General features: G+C 74.9%; 24 protein-coding genes. 7 read left to right on the top strand and 17 right to left on the bottom strand.

Annotated features, from left to right (window positions below):
• Nucleotides 1-2: 2 nt before the first annotated feature.
• The 7 genes from FB458_RS09050 to FB458_RS09020 form a co-directional block, all read right to left on the bottom strand.
• Entirely contained in the window at nucleotides 3-1,310 is a 1,308-nt protein-coding gene (locus FB458_RS09050; RefSeq protein WP_141848208.1) for an alpha-L-fucosidase, read from the bottom strand.
• Entirely contained in the window at nucleotides 1,307-2,212 is a 906-nt protein-coding gene (locus tag FB458_RS09045; RefSeq protein ID WP_211355985.1) for a carbohydrate ABC transporter permease, read from the bottom strand. The genes FB458_RS09050 and FB458_RS09045 overlap by 4 nt, the downstream gene beginning before the upstream one ends.
• Nucleotides 2,209-3,189, bottom strand: coding sequence for a carbohydrate ABC transporter permease (locus tag FB458_RS09040; RefSeq protein WP_141848207.1), 981 nt, complete (start codon nucleotides 3,187-3,189; stop codon nucleotides 2,209-2,211). Before FB458_RS09040 ends, FB458_RS09045 begins: the two co-directional genes overlap by 4 nt.
• A gap of 3 nt (nucleotides 3,190-3,192) precedes the next feature.
• A complete protein-coding gene (locus FB458_RS09035; protein ID WP_211355984.1) occupies nucleotides 3,193-4,563 on the bottom strand; it encodes an extracellular solute-binding protein in 1,371 nt (456 codons plus the stop codon).
• Nucleotides 4,564-4,651: 88 nt separating this feature from the next.
• Nucleotides 4,652-5,818: an ROK family protein gene (locus FB458_RS09030; RefSeq protein ID WP_170185614.1), complete on the bottom strand. Its 1,167-nt coding sequence runs from the start codon at nucleotides 5,816-5,818 to the stop codon at nucleotides 4,652-4,654.
• Nucleotides 5,815-7,125: a glycoside hydrolase family 125 protein gene (locus FB458_RS09025; RefSeq protein ID WP_141848205.1), complete on the bottom strand. Its 1,311-nt coding sequence runs from the start codon at nucleotides 7,123-7,125 to the stop codon at nucleotides 5,815-5,817. The genes FB458_RS09030 and FB458_RS09025 overlap by 4 nt, the downstream gene beginning before the upstream one ends.
• Before the next feature lie 203 nt (nucleotides 7,126-7,328).
• A complete protein-coding gene (locus tag FB458_RS09020) occupies nucleotides 7,329-7,943 on the bottom strand; it encodes a TrmH family RNA methyltransferase (protein ID WP_211355983.1) in 615 nt (204 codons plus the stop codon).
• Between the two features lie 82 nt (nucleotides 7,944-8,025).
• Here FB458_RS09020 and FB458_RS09015 point away from each other — a divergent pair, with 82 nt between their 5' ends.
• Nucleotides 8,026-8,673, top strand: a complete 648-nt coding sequence (locus FB458_RS09015; RefSeq protein ID WP_141850430.1) for a VTT domain-containing protein — start codon at nucleotides 8,026-8,028, stop codon at nucleotides 8,671-8,673.
• Between the two features lie 18 nt (nucleotides 8,674-8,691).
• Entirely contained in the window at nucleotides 8,692-9,348 is a 657-nt protein-coding gene (locus FB458_RS09010; RefSeq protein WP_141848203.1) for a DedA family protein, read from the top strand.
• Nucleotides 9,349-9,384: 36 nt separating this feature from the next.
• On the opposite strand, the gene FB458_RS09005 is transcribed toward FB458_RS09010, so the two are convergent.
• Both FB458_RS09005 and FB458_RS09000 read right to left on the bottom strand, forming a co-directional pair.
• Nucleotides 9,385-9,795, bottom strand: a complete 411-nt coding sequence (locus FB458_RS09005) for a PaaI family thioesterase (RefSeq protein WP_141848202.1) — start codon at nucleotides 9,793-9,795, stop codon at nucleotides 9,385-9,387.
• A 33-nt stretch (nucleotides 9,796-9,828) separates the two neighbouring features.
• On the bottom strand, nucleotides 9,829-11,322 hold the full coding sequence (locus FB458_RS09000; RefSeq protein WP_141848201.1) for an MFS transporter: 1,494 nt from the start codon (nucleotides 11,320-11,322) through the stop codon (nucleotides 9,829-9,831).
• Between the two features lie 81 nt (nucleotides 11,323-11,403).
• Between FB458_RS09000 and FB458_RS08995 the strand changes: the two genes are divergently transcribed.
• Nucleotides 11,404-11,922, top strand: a complete 519-nt coding sequence (locus tag FB458_RS08995; protein ID WP_141848200.1) for a winged helix-turn-helix transcriptional regulator — start codon at nucleotides 11,404-11,406, stop codon at nucleotides 11,920-11,922.
• A 165-nt stretch (nucleotides 11,923-12,087) separates the two neighbouring features.
• Here the strand turns inward: FB458_RS08995 and FB458_RS08990 are convergent, their stop codons facing one another.
• The 7 genes from FB458_RS08990 to FB458_RS08965 form a co-directional block, all read right to left on the bottom strand.
• Nucleotides 12,088-12,993: a glycosyltransferase gene (locus FB458_RS08990; RefSeq protein WP_170185613.1), complete on the bottom strand. Its 906-nt coding sequence runs from the start codon at nucleotides 12,991-12,993 to the stop codon at nucleotides 12,088-12,090.
• Nucleotides 12,990-14,195 carry a polysaccharide biosynthesis protein gene (locus FB458_RS08985; protein ID WP_141848198.1) on the bottom strand — a complete coding sequence of 402 codons (1,206 nt, stop codon included), beginning with the start codon at nucleotides 14,193-14,195 and terminating at the stop codon, nucleotides 12,990-12,992. Before FB458_RS08985 ends, FB458_RS08990 begins: the two co-directional genes overlap by 4 nt.
• 13 nt (nucleotides 14,196-14,208) lie before the next feature.
• Nucleotides 14,209-14,868 carry a LemA family protein gene (locus FB458_RS08980; RefSeq protein WP_342778046.1) on the bottom strand — a complete coding sequence of 220 codons (660 nt, stop codon included), beginning with the start codon at nucleotides 14,866-14,868 and terminating at the stop codon, nucleotides 14,209-14,211.
• Between the two features lie 59 nt (nucleotides 14,869-14,927).
• Nucleotides 14,928-15,482: an orotate phosphoribosyltransferase gene (gene pyrE, locus FB458_RS08975; protein ID WP_141848197.1), complete on the bottom strand. Its 555-nt coding sequence runs from the start codon at nucleotides 15,480-15,482 to the stop codon at nucleotides 14,928-14,930.
• A gap of 10 nt (nucleotides 15,483-15,492) precedes the next feature.
• Entirely contained in the window at nucleotides 15,493-16,251 is a 759-nt protein-coding gene (locus FB458_RS08970) for a 2-phosphosulfolactate phosphatase (protein WP_246061134.1), read from the bottom strand.
• A 372-nt stretch (nucleotides 16,252-16,623) separates the two neighbouring features.
• Nucleotides 16,624-16,788 carry a hypothetical protein gene (locus tag FB458_RS21275; RefSeq protein ID WP_170185612.1) on the bottom strand — a complete coding sequence of 55 codons (165 nt, stop codon included), beginning with the start codon at nucleotides 16,786-16,788 and terminating at the stop codon, nucleotides 16,624-16,626.
• A 153-nt stretch (nucleotides 16,789-16,941) separates the two neighbouring features.
• Nucleotides 16,942-17,724, bottom strand: a complete 783-nt coding sequence (locus FB458_RS08965; protein ID WP_141848195.1) for an SDR family NAD(P)-dependent oxidoreductase — start codon at nucleotides 17,722-17,724, stop codon at nucleotides 16,942-16,944.
• 24 nt (nucleotides 17,725-17,748) lie between these two features.
• On the opposite strand from FB458_RS08965, the gene FB458_RS08960 reads away from it, so the two are divergent.
• On the top strand, nucleotides 17,749-18,552 hold the full coding sequence (locus tag FB458_RS08960; RefSeq protein WP_141848194.1) for an exodeoxyribonuclease III: 804 nt from the start codon (nucleotides 17,749-17,751) through the stop codon (nucleotides 18,550-18,552).
• A 35-nt stretch (nucleotides 18,553-18,587) separates the two neighbouring features.
• Complete coding sequence (locus FB458_RS08955; protein WP_141848193.1) at nucleotides 18,588-19,469, top strand: alpha/beta fold hydrolase; 882 nt, start codon at nucleotides 18,588-18,590, stop codon at nucleotides 19,467-19,469.
• A gap of 15 nt (nucleotides 19,470-19,484) precedes the next feature.
• On the opposite strand, the gene FB458_RS08950 is transcribed toward FB458_RS08955, so the two are convergent.
• A complete protein-coding gene (locus FB458_RS08950; protein WP_141848192.1) occupies nucleotides 19,485-19,994 on the bottom strand; it encodes a hypothetical protein in 510 nt (169 codons plus the stop codon).
• 63 nt (nucleotides 19,995-20,057) lie between these two features.
• Here FB458_RS08950 and FB458_RS08945 point away from each other — a divergent pair, with 63 nt between their 5' ends.
• Entirely contained in the window at nucleotides 20,058-20,402 is a 345-nt protein-coding gene (locus FB458_RS08945) for a PadR family transcriptional regulator (protein WP_246061133.1), read from the top strand.
• On the top strand, nucleotides 20,399-20,785 hold the full coding sequence (locus tag FB458_RS08940; protein ID WP_141848191.1) for a hypothetical protein: 387 nt from the start codon (nucleotides 20,399-20,401) through the stop codon (nucleotides 20,783-20,785). Before FB458_RS08945 ends, FB458_RS08940 begins: the two co-directional genes overlap by 4 nt.
• The last annotated feature ends 1 nt before the right edge of the window (nucleotide 20,786 follow it).

Below are 20,786 nucleotides of genomic sequence, written 5' to 3'. Positions count from 1 at the left end.
GCTCAGTCCTCCGGGTAGTCGGTGGGGGCGCGGTAGCCCTCGGGCAGCCCCGGCACCTGCGCGCCGCCGGTGTCCCACGCGGTGGCGCCGACGAGCCCGGCGCCGCGTCCGTGTAGCTCGACCTCGAGCCGGTCGGTCGTGAGCGGCTGCGTGACGAGCACCCGCTGGGCGCCTACCCGGTCGCCCGCGGCGACCACGCGGTCGCCCGCGCGGACGACGTACGACGTCACCCGCTGGCCGCCGCTCAGCTCCTCCCGGAGCTCGAGGTGGTCCAGCCGGGTGCCGGTCGGCAGCGTCAGCGACACGGTCCGGACCTCGTCCTCGTCACCTGCTTCCGAGGACGGGACCACGTCGACCTCGACCGGTCGGCCGAAGAGCTCCTCGCGGCGGGCGGTCCACTCGCGCAGCCGCTCGACGTCGCCCTCGGCGACGAGACCGCGGGTGTCCGGCGGGACGTTGAGCAGCAGGTTGCCACCCCGGCCCACCGAGCGGTACCAGACGGCCATGAGGTGGTCGACGGTCTTCGCCTCGGCCTGCGGGTGCCAGAACCAGCCGCGGTGCAGCGAGACGTTGCACTCCGGAGGGAGGTAGAGCGCCTCCTGGAACGTCGTCGTGACGACGGTGTACTGGCTCATCTTGCTGTGCCCGACGACGTAGTCGACCGGGTCCGGCGCGATGCCGTCCTCGTTGCCGGCCCAGCGGATCGTCGGCCGGCCCATGTTGAAGACCATCGCGTCCGGCTGGTGCTCGCCGACGACGTCCATGATCCGGGCCCAGTCGTAGACGCGGCCCTCCGAGCCGGCGCCGTCGAACCACAGCTCGGTGAGGGCGCCGTACCGGGTGCACAGCTCGGCCAGCTGCCGGCAGTAGACCTCGTCGTAGGCGGCCGGGTCGGCGTACGCCGGGTGGCTGCGGTCCCACGGCGAGAGGTAGAGCCCGAGCTGCAGCCCCTCGTCGGCGCAGGCCTGCGCGACCTCCTCGACGAGGTCGCCGCGCCCACCGCGCCAGGGCGAGGACACGACGCCGTACGACGTCGTCGCGGTCGGCCACAAGCAGAAGCCGTCGTGGTGCTTGGCGGTGAGCACGAGGTAGCGCGAGCCGGCCTCGCGCGCGGTCCGCGCCCACTGCCGCGCGTCGAGCGCGGTCGGGTCGAACGAGGACGGCGGCAGCGTGCCGTCGCTCCACTCCTTGCCGTGGAAGGTGTTGAGCCCGTAGTGGACGAACGTGCCGAGCCGCAGCTGCTGCCAGCGCAGCTGGGCGGGGGTGGGGCGCAGACGGTCGCCGACGGGGGTCGGGATCGTGGAGGTCACTTGACGGCTCCTTCGGAGACCCCGCGGTAGAACCACCGCTGGGCCAGGACGAACAGGACGATGATGGGGACGATGGCGATCATGGACCCGGCCATGACGACGCGGGGGTCGTACCCCAGCGAGGACTGGGCCAGCCGAGACAGGCCGAGGCTGAGGGTGAAGTGGTTCTCGCTGCGCAGGACGATGAACGGCCAGAGGAAGTCGTCCCAGGCACTGATGAACGAGTTGATGGCGACGACGGTGAGCGCGCCCTTCGCCGCCGGCAGGTAGACCCGCGAGAACCGCTGCCACTCGGTCGCGCCGTCGAGCAGGGCGGCGTCCTCGACCTCGTCGGGGACGGCCGAGAAGGCGGCCCGCATGATGAAGACGTTGACCGCGGAGATCGCGCCGGGCAGCCAGACGCCGACGAAGGAGTCGACCAGACCCATGCTCTGGGTCATGAGGAAGAGGCTGACCATGACGGCCTCGAACGGGAACATCATTGAGGCGACGAGGAGCAGGTTGAACACCGTGGTGCCGCGCCAGCCCTTGCGGGAGAGCATGAAGCCGGCCAGCGTCGGGAAGACGAGCTGGGACACCATGCCGAGCGCGCACATGATGAGGCTGTTGCGGATGTAGAGCGCCATCGGCACCTGGTCGAAGATCGTCAGGTAGGCCTGGAACGAGGGGTGGCGCGGCAGGAGCGTCGCGTCCGGTCCGTAGACCGGCTCGCTGCGGCCCTTGAGCGAGGCGGACAGCTGCCACAGCAGCGGCCCGACCGTCAGCGCGAGCAGCAACAGGAGCGCGAGGTAGCGCGGCCCGAGGCTGCGCAGCCGGGCCCGGCGCCGCGGCCACGGCGAGTGCGGTGGCCGGGCGGGGACGGGGGCGGCCGTCGTCGGCCGCGGGGCGGTCAGGGTGCTCACGAGTCCTCCCGGTCGGATCCGAGCCGCTGCGAGACGAGGGCGAGGACCCCGGTCATGAGGAAGAGCGCGACGCTGATCGCGGCGCCGTACCCGGCGTTGCCGGAGATGGGGTCGAGCGCGGCGCGCTGGATGTAGAAGGGCAGCGTCTGGGCGCCGCCGCCCGGGCCGCCGGTGGGCCCACCGAGGACGTAGATCTCGGTGAAGACGCGCAGCGACCCGATGCCGGACATCAGCCCGACGAGCAGCATCGTCAGCCGCACCCCGGGGACGGTGACGACGAGGAACCGGCGCACGGCGCCCGCCCCGTCGACCTTCGCGGCGTCGTACAGCTCCTTGGGGACGCTGCCGAGCGCCGCCATGTAGAAGATCATGTACCAGCCCAGGCCCTTCCAGACCGTGAGCGCGACGGCGCACAGCAGGATGAGCGTCGAGTCGGACAGGAACGGGATCGGCGAGCTGACGACGTGCAGCCGCTGGAGCACCGTGTTGATCGGCCCCTGCTCGGCGAAGAGGTTCTGCCAGATGAGGCCGACGGCGACGACCGAGGCGATGACCGGCGCGTAGAACGCCGACCGGAACACCCCGATGAACGGGATCTTGTCCTGGACGAGGACGGCCAGCACGAGGGGCAGGACGACGAGCAGCGGGACCGCGATGGCGGCGTACAGGAAGCTGTTGCGGGTGGCCTGCCAGAAGCTGGGGTCGCTCAGCAGCGTGCGGTAGTTCTCCAGGCCGACGAACTGCCCGCCGCCGCCGAGCGGCTTGGCGTCGGTGAAGGAGAGCACGACGGTGTTGACGAAGGGGAAGACGCCGAAGATCGCGATGACGACGACGGTGGGCGCCACCCAGACCAGCGGCGTCCACCACCGCCGGTAGAGCGCGGCGCCGGACACGCCCGACGGGCGCGGCGACCGGGAACGGCCTCGTCGGCCGGCGCGGGGGCCGGCGACGGTGCCTGGAGCGGTGGTGGACGCCACGGGTCAGCTCTTCGCGACGATCGCGTTGGCCTGCGACTGCGCGTCGCTCAGCGCCTGCTGCGGGGTCTTCTTGCCCTGCATGGCGAGCTGGACCTGCTGGACGACGACGGTGTTGACGGCGTCGTTCCAGGAGTAGAGGAACGCGTTCTGGGCGTTCTGCGCGAGCTGCGCCGACAGCTTGGCCGCCTGCGCGTAGGCGTCGGTGCCGCTGATCTTCGTGAACTTGTCGGCCTTGAGCGACGCGGTGGTGCTCGGGAAGTTCTGGATCCGCGGGTCGGAGATGAACGCGGTCTGCACGTCCGGGCTCAGCAGGTACCTCGCGAAGGCCAGGGCCGTCACCGGGTTCTTCGACGTGCTCGTCACGCCGACGAGCTGCCCGTCCTCCATGGCCTGGCCGCGGGCGTCGAGCAGCTGGCTGACGCCGGTGCTCGCGTAGACGGTGGGGTTGCCGGACTGCACGGTGCGCAGCGACGAGGCATTGGTCGAGCCCCAGACGAGCTGGCCCTCGGTGTAGAGCTTCACCGGGTCGTCCGAGCTGGCGAGCGAGTCCTTGGGCAGCGCGCCCGCCTGGTAGAGCTGGGCCATCTTCTGCACCCACTCGACGGCCTTCGGGTCGTCGGCGAAGGTGAACGTCTTCTGGTCCTCGGAGCTGATCCTCACCTTCATCAGCTGCCAGTCGGACGGCAGCCGGAAGGCCGGGTTGGCCGAGAAGGCGTAGTAGGCGCCGCCGGAGGTCTTGGCGATCGTCGCCGCGTCGGCGAACTGCTCGAAGACGGTCTGCGGCGGCTGGTCGGGGTTGAGCCCGGACTTCTTCAGCAGGCTCGCGTTGAAGCTCTGCAGACCGGTCAGGCCCCAGTACCACGGCATGACGAAGTGGCCGTCGCTGCCGGGCATCTTCAGGCTCGACCACAGGCTCGGGATGAACTCGTCGCCCGCGCCGGGCGCGTTCTTGTCGAGGTCGACGAGGAAGTTCGACTTCTGCAGCGCGTAGGCGGTGATCTGGTTGAGGTTGACGACGTCGGGCAGCGTGCACGCCTGGGCGTCACCGACCATGCGCTGGGTGAAGGTCGAGTCGCCGGGGTCGTCCTGCCAGGTGACCTTCGTGCCGGGGTACTTCTTCTCGAAGTCGGCGATGACCTTCTCGAAGTACGGCGAGAAGTCGGCCTTGAGGGCCGTGGTCTGGAAGGTGATCGAGCCGCTCGGCGTGCCGGTGAGGGGCGTGCCGGCGGCGACCTGGCTATTGACGTCGCAGTTGCCGGCCTGGGTGCCCGAGCCGGGCGCGGACGAGGCCGAGCTGCCGCCGACGCCGCACGCGGCGAGCAGGCCGGCGACGGTGACGGCCGACAGCGCGGCCAGGGGGGTACGGACGGACATGGTCGGACTCCTGCGGGATGGGTGGGTGGGTGAACGGGTGCCGGGGAGCGGCGGGCCGCCGCGCGCGGTGGGTGGGGCGGCGGGTGGGTCAGAGCGGCGAGGACGCCGGTTGGTAGGCCGGGCCGACGCCGTACGTCGCGTCGCGGGCCTCGAGGAGGGCGGACGACAGCGCGCCGACGGTGGCCGGGGTGACGTCGTCGGTGTCGAGCGCGCTGCGGCGCACCCGGGGCCGGAACGGGGTGGCCTCGTGGACGACGGCCTCGAGCAGGGCGGGGAACTCGGCGCCCGCGGCCCGGACCGAGGCCCCGGTGACGACGACGAGCTCCGGGTCGACGACCGCGCAGCAACTGACGACGGCGACCGCGGTGCGCCGGACCAGCTCGCGCAGGTCGTCGGCGCGGCTGGGGTGCTGGACGCCGGCGCCGCCGGACGCGCCGTCCGCGTCGTCGCCGAGCAGGGCGGAGAGCGCCCGGGCGCCGAGGAACTCGTGCAGGTGCGGCGCGCCGAACCCGCCCACCTCGGTCGACCAGGCCGGCAGGTAGCCGATCTCGCCGGCCGCGCCCCCGGAGCCGCGCAGCAGGCGGCCCTCGAGGACGACGGCGGCGCTGACGCTCTCGGCGAGGCGCAGCAGGACGAAGCTGCCGACCCCCTCGGCCGCGCCGCCGTGCTGCTCGGCCAGGGCGGCCAGCTTGACGTCGTTCTCGAGCCGGGTCGGCAGCTCGAGGGCGTCGGCGAGCCGGGCGCGCAGCCCCTGGCTCCAGCCGGGGTGGCCCTCGACGTAGCGCATCTCGCCGTCGGGCCCGACGACGCCGGGGGCGGCGACGGTGACGCGGTCGAGGGCGTCGGCGGTGGTCCCCGCCTGCTTGGCGGCGGCGCGCACGACCCGGCGGGCCAGCCGCTCGGGGGTGTCGTCGGGACGGGCGCGGCGCCCGACGCCGGCGAGGACGGTGCCGTCGAGGTCGGCCACCCGGCACCAGGCGCCCTCGGGCTGGAGCTCGACGCCGGCGACCCGCGCCACGCCGTGGCGCAGCGCGTAGAGGGTCGAGTTGGGGCCGCGACGCCCGGTCGCCACCTCGCCGCGCGCCTCGAGCAGGCCGGTGGCGACGAGGCGGGAGACGAGCTCCCCGGCGCTCGGCCGGGAGATGCCGACGAGCGAGGCGAGGGTGGGCCGGTCGAGCGGACCGCGCTCGAGGAGCTGGTCGACGACGGCCCGCTCGAAGGTGCCCGCGCGGCGCGGGGCGGCGGCGGCGTTCACGGGGCCTCCAGCGGGTCGGCGACGAGCCGGCCGCGGTCGGTGGCGACCGCGGCGGCGAGGTCGACGAGGGTGCAGTCGCCCCACGAGAACCACTCCCGCGTCCACCGCGAGGGGTCGTCGACGTGGAAGGACTCGTGGACGTGGCCGGTGCCGCCGTCGGTCCGCGCGAGCCGCCCGAGGGTCGCGCGGCGGTCGTCGGCGGTGCCGGTGAGCGCGGCCGCGACGAGGCCGATCGGCCACACGTAGCCCGGCTCGGTGTGCGGGGAGCCGAGGCCGGCGGCGTGCACGCCGGCGTAGTACCAGGGGTTGGCGCCGGAGAGGACGAGCGTGCGGGTGGCGGCGTACAGGGCGCCGTACGGGAGCGCGCCGAGCAGCGGCAGACCGAGCAGGCTCGGGCTGTTCGGGTCGTCGGCCAGCAGGGTGCCACCGAGGCCGTCGACCTCGTAGGCGAGGACGCGTCCGTGGTGCGGGTCGTCGACGACGGCGTGCTCGAGGGTGGCGTCGCGCAGACCGGTGGCGAGGCGGACGCACCGGGCGGCAAGGGCCTCGTCGGCCCACACCGCCCGGGCGAGCGGGGCGAGCCGCTCGAGCGCGGCGGCGGCGAAGAGGTTGCCGGCGCTCGTGAAGTGGAAGGTGCAGGCGTCGTCGCTGGGGCGGAAGCCGGTCCAGCTCATCCCGGTGACGGCGACCGGGCTGCCGAGACCGCCCCGGCCGAGGGTGTCGATGGTCAGGTGGGTGTCGCGGGTGAACCGGTACGACGACGCCGCGTGGTCCCGCTCGAGCTCGAGGATCTCGAGGGCGGTGGCGACGGCGGCGCGGGCGGCCTCGCCGAGGACGTCGGTGCGCCCGGTGGTGCGCCACCAGCGGCCGAGCAGGTCCAGGACGTGGGCGAGCGAGTCGATCTCGTACTTGCGCTCCCACACCCACGGGTCGTCGTGGCCGTCGCTGGCGTCCCAGCTGGCGCCGGTCGGGCCGAGGTTGACGGCGTTGGCGTAGGGGTCGTGGACGACGGCGGCGGTGAGCCGGGCGACGACGCCGGCGAGGACGTCCTGGAGGTCGGCGTCGTCGGTGAAGCGCAGGTAGGTGCCGGCCTGGATGCTCGCGTCGCGCAGCCACATGGCCGGGATGTCGCCGGTGAGGACGGCGGTCGTGCCGTCGGGCTGGGGGACGAAGGCGCGCTCGGGGGTGCGGTGCAGGCACGCCTCGACGAGGGCGGTGACGGCGGGGTCACCCAGGGACGCGACGGCGTCGACGAGGGCGGTGGCGCGCCGGCTGCGCAGCCGGACCCCGCTGGACGTCGTCGTCATGGTGAGCCTTTCTATCAGGAAGGTTGCCTAATAGATAACAGCGCACGACGGTCCGGCGTCAACCCCTCCGGGCGAACTGCCAGGGAACGCGCTCGGCTCCGCCGCTCCCGCCAGGACGACGTCTCCTTGCTCCGGATGTGCCCGGATCCGTTGTCGTGCAGTCGGATTTGGTCACTTCCGGAGCAAGGAGTCGCCCCTCGGGGCTAGCCCAAGTCGGCGTGCTGGACCACCCAGGTGTGCAGCGCGATCGCGGCGGCGGCGCCGGCGTTGATCGACCTCGTCGACCCGAACTGGGTGATGTGCAGGACGTCTGCGGCGGCCGCGAGGGCCTGCGGGGTCAGCCCCGGACCCTCCTGCCCGAAGAGCAGGACGCACTCCCGTGGCAGCCGCGCCCGCTCGATCGGCCGCGACCCGGGGACGTTGTCGATCGCCACGAGCGGCAGCCCGCGCTCGCCCGCCCAGGCGACGAGGTCGGCGACGTCCGGGTGGTGCACCTCGTGCAGGTAGCGGTCGGTGACCATCGCCCCGCGGCGGTTCCACCGCCGCTTGCCGACGATGTGGACGGCGGCCGCGTTGACGGCGTTGGCGGTCCGCACGACCGAGCCGATGTTGAAGTCGTGGCCCCAGTTCTCGACGGCGACGTGCACCGGGTGCCGGGTCCGGTCGAGGTCGGCGACGACGGCCTCGAGCCGCCAGTAGCGGTAGCGGTCGACGACGTTGCGCCGGTCGCCGCCCGCGAGCAGCTCGGGGTCCCAGTGGTTGCCGGCCGGCCACGGGCCCTCCCACGGCCCGACGCCCACCGGCGGCTGCTCGCTCACCGACGGCACGCTAGCCGCCCGGGGCCGCGGCGCCGGACGGCGACCGCGGAACCCGCCGCGACCCCCTACCGTTTGCCAGGTGATGACGACGCTCGCGCCGGCCCTGGGGCCCAGCTGGTTGGACCCGAACTACCTCTTCGAGACGTACGGGGCCGCCTTCTTCGTGCTCACCCTCGTCATCGTCTTCGTCGAGTGCGGCCTGCTCTTCCCGATCCTGCCCGGCGACTCGCTGCTCTTCGCCGTCGGCCTGTTCATCGCCGCCGGCAAGCCGCACCTGCCCTCGCTCCCGGTCGCGCTGGCGCTCATGGTCCTCGCCGCGTTCCTCGGCAACGTCGTCGGCTACGAGCTGGGACGCCTGCTCGGGCACCGCTTTTACGAACGCGACGGCCGCATCGTCAAGCGCAAGTACCTCGACCAGTCCCGCGCCTTCTTCGACCGCCACGGCAACAAGGCCCTCGTCATCGGCCGCTTCGTGCCGATCGTGCGCACCTACGTCACCCTCGTCGCCGGCGCCTCGCAGATGTCGCGGCGTCGCTTCTTCGAGTGGTCGGCCGTCGGCGCGCTGCTGTGGGTCCTGCTCGTCACCCTCCTCGGCTACTTCCTCGGCAACGCCTTCCCCGCCATCGGCAAGAACCTCGACGCCGCCATCGTCGTCATCGTCGTGCTGTCCCTCATCCCCGTCGCCATCGAGTGGTGGCGCCACCGCAAGGCCGTCGACGACGCCCTCTGACCCGAGAGTGATGCCCCGATGACCACCACGACGCTGCCGCGCGCCACGCCCGAGCCCGAGGGGATGGCCGGCTGGGCCGTCGGCCTCATGGAGACCCTCGGAGGGCCCGGCGCCGCCGTCCTCGTCGGACTGGACAACGTGTTCCCGCCGGTGCCGAGCGAGCTCGTCCTGCCGCTGGCCGGGTTCGCCGCCAGCCAGGGCACCTTCTCGTTCGTCGGCGCGCTGTTCTGGACGACGCTGGGCTCGCTCGTCGGCGCCTGGGTCGTCTACGCCGTCGGGGCGGCGCTCGGCCGCGAGCGCACCCGCGCCCTCGTCGCGCGGGTGCCGCTGCTCAAGGTCGAGGACGTCGACCGGTCGGAGGCGTGGTTCGCCCGGCACGGCGCCAAGGCCGTGTTCTTCGGCCGGATGGTGCCGCTGTTCCGCAGCATGATCTCCGTGCCGGCGGGCATCCAGCGCATGCCGCTGCCGCTCTTCCTCGGCCTCACCGCGCTCGGCAGCCTGGTCTGGAACACCGTCTTCGTCACCGCCGGCTACCTGCTCGGCGAGAGCTGGTACCTCGTCGAGGACTACGCCGGGATCGTCCAGAAGCTCGTCGTCGCGGCCGTCACCGTCGCGGCCGTCGTCGTCGTCGTCCGCCGGCTGCGGGCACGGTCGGGCGCGACCGACCTGGGCTGAGCACGCCGCCGTACGGCGCCCTGGTGGTCCACGAGGTCAGCGCGCGCCGGGCGGGTCGATGTTCTGCAGGCGCACCTCGCCGTGCGCGACGAGGCGGTCCTCCTCGTCGACGACACGCACCTGCCACAGCTGGTGGGTGCGGCCCTGGAACACCGGCTCGCCGGTGACGGTCACCTCGCCGGCGGTGAGCGCGCGCAGGAAGTGCGTCGCGTTGCTGAGGCCGACGGCGACCTGGCCCCGACCGGCGACCGCCGCGGAGGCGCCGACGCTGGCGACGGTCTCGACGAACGAGGCGTAGGTGCCGCCGTGGACGATGCCCCACGGGGTGTGGTTCGCCGGGCCGAGGGTGGCCCGGGCGACGACCCGGTCCGCCGCGGTCTCGAGGACCGTGACCGTCGTCGCGTGCTCGAAGGTCGTGCCCGGCGTGAGGGGGGTGGGGTCGGTCATGGGGGCCTCTCGGGTCGGGTGGCTGGAGGGGTGTCAGGTGGCCGGGTCGGCCACGACCCGCACCGGGTCGGCCTCCCCCGCGGGCTCGGAGACCGTCGCCGGGGCCGTCACCGGGGCCGTCGCCGGGGCCGTCGCCGGGGCCGTACGACGCGCCGTCGCGAGCAGGACCGCGGCGGCCAGCACGCAGACCGCCATGACGTGCCACGCCGTGCCGAACGCGGCGACCGCCTGGCCCGGTCCGGGGGTGCCGAGGACGGCGACGAAGACGGCGACGCCGAGCGCGCTGCCCACCTGCCGGAACGCGGTCGACAGCCCGATCGCCGTCGCGAACCGCGCGGGCGGGGCGGCGGCCACGGCCAGCGAGGTGAAGGCCGGCAGCGCCAGGCCGACGCCGAGTCCGGTGAGCACCTGCCCGGGCAGGAACGTCCGGGTGTAGGCCGGGGTCGCGGTGACGAGCAGCGGGTACGTGCTCAAGCCCACGGCGACGACGACCGCCCCGGCCGCCCCGACGCGGCCGGCGCCGTACCGCGGCCCGAGGCGGGAGGCAGCCACCGCGCCGACGACGGCGAGTGCCGGCCCGACCGACATCTCGGCGCCGGCGCGCAGGACCGAGTGCCCCCACACGCCGGTGAGGAAGAGGACCCCGGCGATGAGCATGGCGGCGAAGCCGGTGAAGAACACGGTCGCCGCGGCCACCGCGACGGCGAGCGACGGCACCCGCAGCAGGGCGACGTCGAGGGCCGGCTCGGGATGCCGGGTCGAGCGGACGACGGCGGAGGCGAGCGCGAGGACCCCGACGACCGCGGACGCGACCACGCCGCCCGAGGTCCAGCCCCAGGGTCGGCCCTGGACGATGGCGAGGACGACCCCGGCGACCCCGACCATGACGAGCAGCGACCCGAGCAGGTCCGGGAGCCGTCCCCCGCCCTCCGGGCGCGTCTCGGGCACCCGCCGGGCGGCGAAGACCGCCGCGGCCAGCCCGAGCGGCAGGTTGACGGCGAAGATCAGCCGCCAGCTGACCTCGGTCAGCGCCCCGCCGAGGACCGGACCGGTGGCCGCCCCCACGGCGCCCACCGCGGACCAGGCGGCGATGACGCCGCCCCGGGCGGCGGGCGCGAAGGCCGGCAGGACGAGGCCGAGCGAGGCCGGCGTGAGCATCGCGGCCCCGGCCGCCTGGACGAGGCGGGCGAGGACGAGCAGCCCGACCGACGGGGCCAGCGCGCAGGCCGCCGACGCGGCCGTGAAGAGCAGCATCCCGACGACGAACGACCGCCGCCGCCCGAGCAGGTCCGCCGTCCGGCCGGCCGGGACGAGGAGCGCGGCGTAGACGATCGCGTACCCGTTGAGCACCCACGACAGGGCACCGAGGTCCCGCTGCGCGAACTCGCGGACGAGGTCGGGCATGGCGACGTTGACGACGAAGAGGTCGAGCGAGGCCGCGAAGACCCCGAGGGACACCATCGCGAACAGCAGCCGCGGGGACGCCGTACGGCGGGCGTGCACCCCGTCGGCAGTGGGTCTCGTCATGAGACGGGACGATAGCCCGCTGAAGTCTGATGATGCAACGGTGCACGTCAAGACCCCGATAAGGGGCGTACGATGTCCCTCATGCGCCGGACCTCCTTCGCCACCTGGCCGTGCGGGATCGCCCGCACCCTCGACGTCATCGGCGACCCGTGGACCCCGCTCGTGCTGCGCGAGGCGTTCTACGGCCTGCGGCGCTTCGAGGACCTGCAGGCCTCGCTCGGCATCGCCCGCAGCACGCTGAGCGACCGGCTGGGGCTCCTCGTCGAGCACGGCCTGCTCGAGCGCGAGCCGTACGCGAGCGACCCGGTGCGGTACGAGTACGTCCTCACGCCCAAGGGCCGCGACGTGCAGCCGGTCCTCATGGCGCTGCTCGAGTTCGGCAACCGCTGGCTCGCCGACGAGGACGGTCCGGCCGTCCAGGTCCGCCACCGCAGCCACCGCCACGGCGAGCACGTCGCGACCCCCGAGCTGGTGTGCGGCGAGTGCCACGAGCGGCTCGGCTCCGGCGACGTGGAGATGGTCATGGGCCCCGGGTTCCCCGAGCGACTGCGCGACCGCCCCGAGGTCCGCCGTCGGTTCCACCTCGACGCCGCCTCCTGACGCGCCCGGCGCAACCCCCGCGAATCGGATTCGGCCCACTCGGCTCCCGTCACGACCCGAGCCAAGACCGGTGAATCCGATTCGAGTGAGCCGGCCGACTCGGATTCGGCCCACTCGGCTCCCGTCCCGACCCGAGCCGACCGGGCCGAATCCGATTCGGGTGGGTCAGCCTTCGATCCGGCCGGTGCGACCGAGCAGCCCGTCCCGCCAGCCCAGCACCACCGCCCGCACCAGCGCGCCGCGCTGCTCGTGGTCGAAGGCGAGCCGCAGCAGGTGGGCGACGGTCTCGGTCGCGAGCCGCCGCAGGACCCACCGCGGCTGGGTCGCGAGGTAGCGGCGGGTGAGCAGCGTGCCGTTGCGGGTGAGGTAGCGCACCCGCAGCGGGGAGTGCCGGTTGAAGCCGCCGACCGCGCGACCGAGCACCCGGGCGGGCCGCCGCTCGCCCTGCCCGTGCTCGAGGGCGCACCCCTCGCCCACCGCCGGCGGCAGCCCGTGGGCGCGGCAGCGGGCGGTGTACTCCGAGTCGACCGCGTCGATGACGAGCCCCTCCTCGAGGAGCCCGACGGCGGCGACCGTCCGGGCCGGCAGCAGCCACCCCGACTGCATCGGGTCGAACGCCCACCGCACCCTCCCTTCGAGCAGGTCCACCCCGCCGTCGGTGGGCGAGCGGTGCCCGCGGTAGCTCTCGGCCGCCACGACGCCGTACCCCACGCGAGCGCGCTCGAGCCGCGCCGCCGTCGCGAGCGCGCGCACGACGTAGTCCGGCCCGAGCCGGCTGTCCTGGTCCAGCGTGAGGACGTACGGCGCCCCGCCGGTGCGCCGGACGTGCTCGAGACCGGTGTTGAGGGCGGCCGCGATCCCACCGTTGGGCCGGTGCAGGACCTCGGCCCCGAGGTCCTCGAGCGCCGCGAACAGCGGAGCCGACGCCGGGCCGGAGCCGTCGTCGACGACGACGACGCGCCCGACCTGGCGCAGGGTCTCGCGGGTTGCGTCGACGAGCGACGCCGGCGGGTCGAGGGCGGCGACGACCGCCGCGACGCGGTCCGGGTGCAGCGGCGGCGGCGGGCTCACAGCGCCCTCCGCACCCGCAGCGCCGGCCCGAGCACCCCGAGCAGGAGGACGAGCTCGCTGGCCGCCATCCCCCAGGCCACTCCGGCGAGCCACCCGCGGGCGGCGGCCACGAGCATGACGGCCAGCCCGGCGACGGCCGACGCGGCGGTCCAGGCGAGCACGAGCCGGGTGCGGCCGGCCGGCAGCAGCAGGTTGCGCACGTACGGCGTGCTGGCCGAGATGAGCAGGAACGCGGCGCCGTACGCGACCCCCAGCTCGCGCGACGCGGCGACCGGTGCACCGAAGAGCAGCCCGGTCAGCCACGGCCCGAGCAGGGCGAGGACGAGCAGGCCGGCGACGCCGAGCGCGAGGTGGGCGAGGACGGCGGTGCGGTGGCGCCGCGCTCGCTCGCCCCGGTCGGCGTCCGGCTCGAGGGTCCACCCCTGGAAGGCGTTGCCGGTGGCGACGACGGCGAAGAGCCCCAGCCGGTAGACCGCGTCGGCCGAGCTGAGCGGCGAGGCGACCGCGCCGGGGAAGGCGGCCGTCGCGACGGGGGCGGGCGTGGCGGCGTACGCCGTCCCGACGAGGTTGACCCCGGCGGTGCCGGCCTGCGCTTGCAGCTCGCGGGCCGCACGGCCCAGCGGCAGCGGCGACCAGTCCGCGCCCGGCGCGTGGCGGCGCTGGAAGGCGACGAGCCCGACGACCGTCGCGACGACGAGCAGCAGCGGGTAGGTCCAGATGGCGCGGGTCGCCAGCACCACCGGGACGGCGAGCGCGGCGGCGGCGACGCGCGGGACGGTGTCGTACCAGAACAGCACGGCCGGACGGCCGACCCCGATCCCCCACCAGGCCGGCGACAGCCCGAGCAGCGACGTCGCGAGCGCCATCGACGCCGCGACGGCGCGGTAGCCCGGCTGGGCGACGACCGCGCTCACGAGCGCCGCGGCCGGCAGGACGGGGGCGAGCAGCAGCAGCCGGGTGCGCAGGCTGCTGCCGTAGAGGCCGGTGAGCTCGGGCCCGCGGGCGCGGGCGGCCTCGACCGGGCCGATGACGTTCCACCCCCAGAAGACGACCGTGGCCCCGAAGGTCCCGACCGACTGCCCGGCGACCACGCTGGACCACCCCTGCGGGCCGGCCACCCGGGCGACGACGGGCAGCAGCACGAAGGGGGTGACGAGCGAGAGCAGCGGGAGGAGCGTGAAGCCGCCGAGCCGGCGCAGCACCCGGCGGCCCGGCTCAGGCCTGCGGGGAGGTGGGCGGCGCGTCCTGCGGGCCGGACCCCACCGACGGCGGGGCCGCCGGTGGCGGCACGGCGCCGTACCCGCCGCTCGAGCTCCCGAAGCTGACCTGCGGGGCCTGCCGCTCCAGGCCCTCGGCCTCGAAGTACTCCATCCGGCTCACCCCGGCCGGGCCGGCGAGGAAGCTCGTGGGGATGGTGTCGACCTTGGTGTTGAGCTCGCGCACGGTGGCGTTGTAGTAGCGCCGGGCGCTGGCGATCCGGTCCTCCGTCGAGGACAGCTCGGTCTGCAGCGCGAGGAAGCCCTGGTTGGCCTTGAGGTCGGGGTAGGCCTCGGAGACCGCGTTGAGCCGGACCAGGGCCTGGCTCAGCGCCGCCTCGGACTCGGCGGCCTGCGCCGGGCTCTGCCCGGGGGTCATCGCCGCGGTGCGGGCCGCGGTGACCGCCTGCAGCGTGCCGGCCTCGTGGGCGGCGTACCCCTTGACCGTCTCGACGAGGTTGCCGATGAGGTCGTGGCGGCGCTTGAGCTCGACGTCGACCTGGGCCCACGCCTCCTGGACCCGGTTGCGCAGCCGGACGAGCCCGTTGTACATCCCGACGAGCGCCACGACGGCGAGGACGACGACGACCAGGACGACCAACCCGACGACCATGCCCATTCCCATCATCATGCGAGGAGTCCCCCTTCTCCGGACGGCGAACGAGGTGGTGAGGCAGCCTAGGCGAGCCCGAGGTCCTGCAGCGTGAAGGCGAAGCGGTAGGGCACGCCCTCGGCCTGGATCTTCTCGCCCGCCCCGGTGTCGCGGTCGGCGATCGTCGCGACCGCGACGACCTCGGCGCCGGCCTCGCGGCACGCGGCCACGGCGTCGAGGGGCGAGGCGCCGGTGGTCGTCGTGTCCTCGACGACGAGCACGCGCCGCCCCGCGACCGACGGGCCCTCGATGCGCTGCTGGAGCCCGTGAGCCTTGCCCTGCTTGCGCACGACGAAGGCGTCGAGCCGCTCGCCCGCGGCGGCCGCCGCGTGGAGCATCGACGTGGCGACGGGGTCGGCGCCGAGGGTGAGGCCACCGACGGCGTCGTACCCGAGGTCGGCCGTGAGGTCGCGCAGCACCCGCCCGACGAGCGGGGCGGCCTCGCCGTCGAGGGTGATCCGGCGCAGGTCGACGTAGTAGTCGGCCTCCTTGCCGGAGGAGAGGGTGACGCGCCCGTGGACGATCGCCTTCTCCCTGATGACCTCGAGCAGCCGGGCGCGGTCCTGGTTCACGTCGCTCACGGTCGGCAGCCTAGTGCGCGGGCCGGAACGCGCCGTCGGCCCCGAGCACCGGGACGACCCGGCTCGCGTCCAGCTCGGCGGCGACGAGCACGTCGCCGTCGAACCCGCCGTCGACCAGCTCGCGCCCGCTCGTGCAGGCGAGCAGCGCGTCGCCGATCCGCGGGGCCACGACGGCGTACGACGCCCTCGCGGCCCGCGACTCCTCGTCGAGCGTCGCCTCCTCGAGCCCGGCAGCGACGCCACCCGCCCCCCACAGGTCCTCGACCGCGGGGCGCAGCGACCCGTCGGGCCACCGCTCGCCGGCGGCGACGAGCACGACGACCGCGCGCTCGTCGGCGGCGAGCCGGGCCCGCAGGTGCGCGGCGACCGCGGCCCGGTTGCGCAGGCTCGCGGCGAGGACGGTCGCCCCGGTGGCGGCGAGGGCGTGCGCGATGGACGCGCCGTTCGGCGAGGGCAGGACGAGCCGCTCGAGCCCCACGGCGTCGCGCACGGTGCGCGGCGAGAGGCTGACCTCGCCCGGACCGGCCGCCCGTCGGCCGACCGCGAGGGTGGCGCCGAGGGCGCGGGCCCGCTCGTGGGCGTCCTCGTGCCACGGGTGCGGGTGGACGACGACGCCGCGGTCGGCGGCGACGGTGAGGGTGGTCGTGAAGCTCAGCACGTCGACGACGACGGCGAGGGCCCCGGCGGGGTCGAGCTCGCGCAGCAGCGCGGCGGCGCCGACGGGTCCCCACTCGAGGCGGACCCGGGCGCGTGCGGACGGGGCGGGCACGCCCCCATCATGCCGACGGTGCGCCGCCGGCCCCGGACATGACGAGGCGCGGGTCACCACCCCAGCGGGTGACCCGCGCCTCATCCGTGTGTCCTCGAGTCGAGCAGCGACCCGGCGCGTCGTCGGATCCTGCTCCCCGGTCCCCACCGGGCTCGAGCCACCGACCTGGTGGTCGGGTCCTGCGTGTCCGGCTCCCCAGCCGGATGCCTCCCGACCGAGGTCGGGTGCGCGGCACCGGCTCCCCAGCCGGGTCCGTGCTCCGGGCTCCCCAGCCCGGTCCTGCTCCCCGCGTCGAGCGGGTTCGGAACGACGCCCCCCACGGGCGCCTCCCGGCGGTCGGATCCCCTGCTCCCCAGCGAGGTCCGACCCGCCTCACCTCGTCGGCGTCTCCTGCGGATCCGGGGACGAGGTCGGTCGCGGCTCGGGGATCCCCCAGGCGGCGACCGCCACCCACCACCAGCCGGGGACCAGCGGGGCGTCCGTCGGCTGCCACCCGCCGGCAGCGCGTGCCGGGCGGGGAGCGATGGAGACGGTCATCGCGGTCCTCCTGTGCGTCGGGTGGGTCGGGCGGTTCCGGCCGTGACGACCGGTGTGCCTCAAATGTACGCACCTGACGGTTTCTTGACCAGCCCTTTACCTTCACCCGTTAGGACTATCTTTCGCGGTTTCCGGGACTAGTCCGGGGTGGTGCTACGAATTCCGTTCGTGGTTGCGCCGCTTCTGCACGGATCTCGAACCTCGACGGACCACGGACCGCGGGACGAGGCGCATCGCGGCGACCAGGAGGCGGTACGACCGGCCCGGGACCGACACCAGCCGGCCACGGGCGACGTCGTCGAGGGCGTCGACCACCAGGCGCCGCGCGTCGAGCCACATCGGGCCGGGCAGCGCGCCCATGTCGATGCCCGCGCGCTCGTGGAACTCGGTGCGCACGAAGCCGGGGCAGAGCGCCGTGACGGTCACCCCGGTGCCGGCCAGCTCGGTCCCGAGCGACTCGGAGAACACCGTCACCCACGACTTGGCCGCCGAGTAGGTCCCCATCGCGGCGAAGCCGGCGACGGAGGAGACGTTGACGATCGCCCCGCGGCCACGGGCGCGCATCGCCGTGGCCGCGGCGTGGGAGAGGACGAGGACGGCCCGGCACAGCACGTCGATCAGCTCCTCCTCCTGCTCGACGGGGTTGCGCAGGAACGAGCGCGACATGCCGAAGCCCGCGTTGTTGACGAGCAGGTCGATCGGCTCGGCCTCGTCGGCGAGGCGCTCGGCGACCTTGCCCACCTGGGCCCGGTCGGCGAGGTCCGCGACGAGGATCTCCGTCGCGACGCCGTACGTGCGCCGCAGGTCGTCCGAGACGTTCTCCAGCCGTGCGCGGTCGCGCGCGACGAGGACGACGTCGTGGCCCTTCTCGGCCAGGACCCCCGCGAACTGCGCTCCGATGCCGGCGGTCGCGCCGGTGACGAGGACCCAGGACATGCGCTCCACCCTAAGGTGGCCCGCGTGCGGCTGGCGACGTGGAACGTCAACTCCCTGCGCTCGCGGATGCCGCGGCTGGAGCCGTGGCTCGAGCGGGTGCAGCCGGACGTCGTCGCGCTGCAGGAGACCAAGCTCAGCACGCACGACCCCGCCCTCGCCGGGCTCGAGCGGCGTCTGGCCGCCCTCGGGTACGACGTCGCGCACCACGGCACGGGCGGGTACGCCGGCGTCGCGATCGCCTCGCGCGTCGGGCTCGAGGACGTCGAGCGGGGGCTGCCGGACGAGCCGCCGTACGACGGCCGGTCGGAGCCGCGCGCGGTCGGCGCCACCTGCGGGGGCGTGCGGGTGTGGTCGCTCTACGCGCCGAACGGGCGCCGGCTGCGGCATCCGCACTGGGAGTACAAGCTGGCCTGGCTCGAGGCCCTGCGGGCGGCGAGCGCCGGCTGGCTCGCGGCCGACCCGGGGCTGCCGCTGGTGCTGGCCGGCGACTTCAACGTCGCCCCGCAGGAGGAGGACGTGTGGAGCGTCGACTTCTGGTCGACCCGCACGCACTTCTCGCCCCCGGAGCGCGCCGCCGTCGCGGCGCTGCTCGAGGTCGGGCTGGTCGACCTGGCCCGGCCGCACACGCCGGGCCCGGGGGGCTGGACGTTCTGGGAGCACCTGCACGAGCGGTTCGTCAAGCGGCAGGGGCTGCGGATCGACTTCCTGCTCGGCTCGCCCGCGGTCGCGGCGCGGGTCGAGGGGGCCGCCGTCGACGTCGCCGAGCGGGCCGCGGCGGGCACGAGCGACCACGCGCCGGTCGTGGTGCAGGTCACCGACCCGTCGTGACGCGGACGCTTCCCTACTCTCGGTAGCATCGCGGCGTGAGCGCGCGTGAGCTGACCGTCCTCGCCGACGACGGCGCCCTGCTGGCCGTCCAGGTGCACGACCCGGCGGACGGCCCCGACGACGAGGTGACCACCCTCGTCCTCGCGCACGGGTGGACGCTCAGCCACCGCACCTGGGACCCCGTCGTCGCCGGGCTCGCCGGCCGGCCCGGGCTGCGCGTCGTCACCTGGGACCAGCGCGGGCACGGCCGCTCGACCCTCGCGCGGGGACGTCGGCGACCCCGTGGGGTGTCCGTCCGGCGGCTGGCGGCCGACCTGCGCACCGTGGTGGACGCCACCGCCCCGGAGGGCCCGCTCGTGCTCGCCGGGCACTCGATGGGCGGGATGACCGTCATGGCCCTCGCCGGCCGCGACCCCGGCCTCGTCACGCGCCGGGTGCGCGGGGTCGCGCTCGTCGCGACGTCGGCCGGTGGGCTGGCCGAGGGGACCCGACCCGCCCAGCGGTGGGGCGCCCGGCTCGCGGCGCACGCCCCTGCCGTCCCGCTCGGGCGGACCATCACGCTGCAGGGGCAGCGGGCGCTGCTCTTCGGCGAGCACGCCGACCCGGGCGCGGTCGCGGCCACCCGCGACCAGGTCGCGGCGACCCGGCTGGCGTCCTTCGGCGGGTTCTACGGCGCGCTGATGGCCCACGACGAGGTGGCGTCACTGGCCGTCCTCGCCGACGTGCCCGTCACCGTGCTCGTCGGCACCCGGGACCGGCTCACCCCCGAGCGCCACGCCCGCGCCCTCGTCGCCGCCCTGCCGCACGCCCGGCTGGAGGTGCTCGACGGAGCCGGTCACATGCTCCCCTACGAGGCCACGGGCGAGGTCACCGCCGCGATCGCGGACCTGCTGGTCCCGGTGTCGAGCGGCGGCTGACCCCGGCGGCCCCGCTCACTCGGCGGCGGCCACCGCCCGCACCACGGCGGAGCCGACCGAGGGCTCCAGCCGCAACACCGCGCGCGCGGCGGCGACCTGCTCGGCGGACACCACGACCAGCCCGGTCCCGCCGACGGCGTCGGGCCGGGCGCCGGCCCGGGGCACGTCGTCCGCGCGGACGACCGTCAGTGCCTGGACCTGGTGGTCGTCGAGGGCGCGCAGGTCGTGCCCGTCGGGCGTCGTCGCCGCCGCCTGGGTGAGGACCTCGACGGCGAGCCGCCGCTCCTCGTCGGTGGCCAGCGGGCTGCCGGACAGCTCCTCGAGGAGGGTCTGCCCGAGGAGCCGGCGGCGGGCGCTGTCGTCGCCGAGGTCGTCCAGCGCCGCGGTGAAGCGCCGACCCCACTCCTCGCGGCGGGCCGCGGTCTCGCGCAGCGCGTCGCCCCGCACGACGGCGAGGTAGGACAAAGCCGCCCCGACCGCACCGCCGAGGAAGGCGAGCAGCGCGGTGCCCCAGTCGGTCGACATGGCGCCACGCTAGTCGCGCCGACACCCTTCCACCACGCCGTCAACCTATGTAGAGTTCTACGTATGGCGACCGACCCGAGGATGACGGCCACGACCGTCGACGTCCTGCGCACGTTCCTCACCGACCCGCAGCAGGAGCTCTACGGCCTGCAGGTGATGTCCGAGACGGGGCTGCCGAGCGGCACCGTCTTCCCCATCCTCGCCCGCTTCGAGGCGCGCGGCTGGCTCGAGAGCGGCTGGGAGCAGGTCGACCCGAGCGAGGTCCGCCGCCCCGCCCGCCGCTACTACCGGCTCACGCCGGACGGCCTGGAGTCGACCCGGCTCGCGATCGCCCGGGTGACCGCCGAGCGCCGCGCCCGGACCGGCGTCCTGCGCCCCGCCGACGGCCTGGCCGGGGGTGCGTCGTGACCTCCGCCGCGCACCTGCTGGGTCGGGCCGCCTGCGGCGCCGCGGCCCGGCTGCTGCCCGCCGAGGTCCGCGAGCGCTACCTCGACGAGTGGCGCGCCGACCTCGCCTGGGCGCCGCAGCACGAGGTGCTGCCCTACGCCGTCGGCGTCCTCGCCCGGGTGCTGGCCCTGCGCGCCGCCCTGCGCGAGGACGACGCCCCCGGCCTGCCGGTGCTGTGCCGGCTGCACCTGCACCGCGAGATCGAGGTGCACGACAACCCGGAGGACCCCCAGGTCGTCAGCCGCGAGTGCTGCCGCTGCGGGCGCGTCCGGGACGCCTGGTTCGAGCCCGCCGGTGGCCCCGGCGACGACCTGGCCTGGGGTCTCTCCCAGACCATCCACTGAC

It is taken from the genome of Lapillicoccus jejuensis, from assembly GCF_006715055.1.
GTDB classification, from domain to species: domain Bacteria; phylum Actinomycetota; class Actinomycetes; order Actinomycetales; family Dermatophilaceae; genus Lapillicoccus; species Lapillicoccus jejuensis.
Note: the sequence above shows the minus strand (reverse complement) of the source record. Positions and strands in the feature narration are given on the sequence as shown.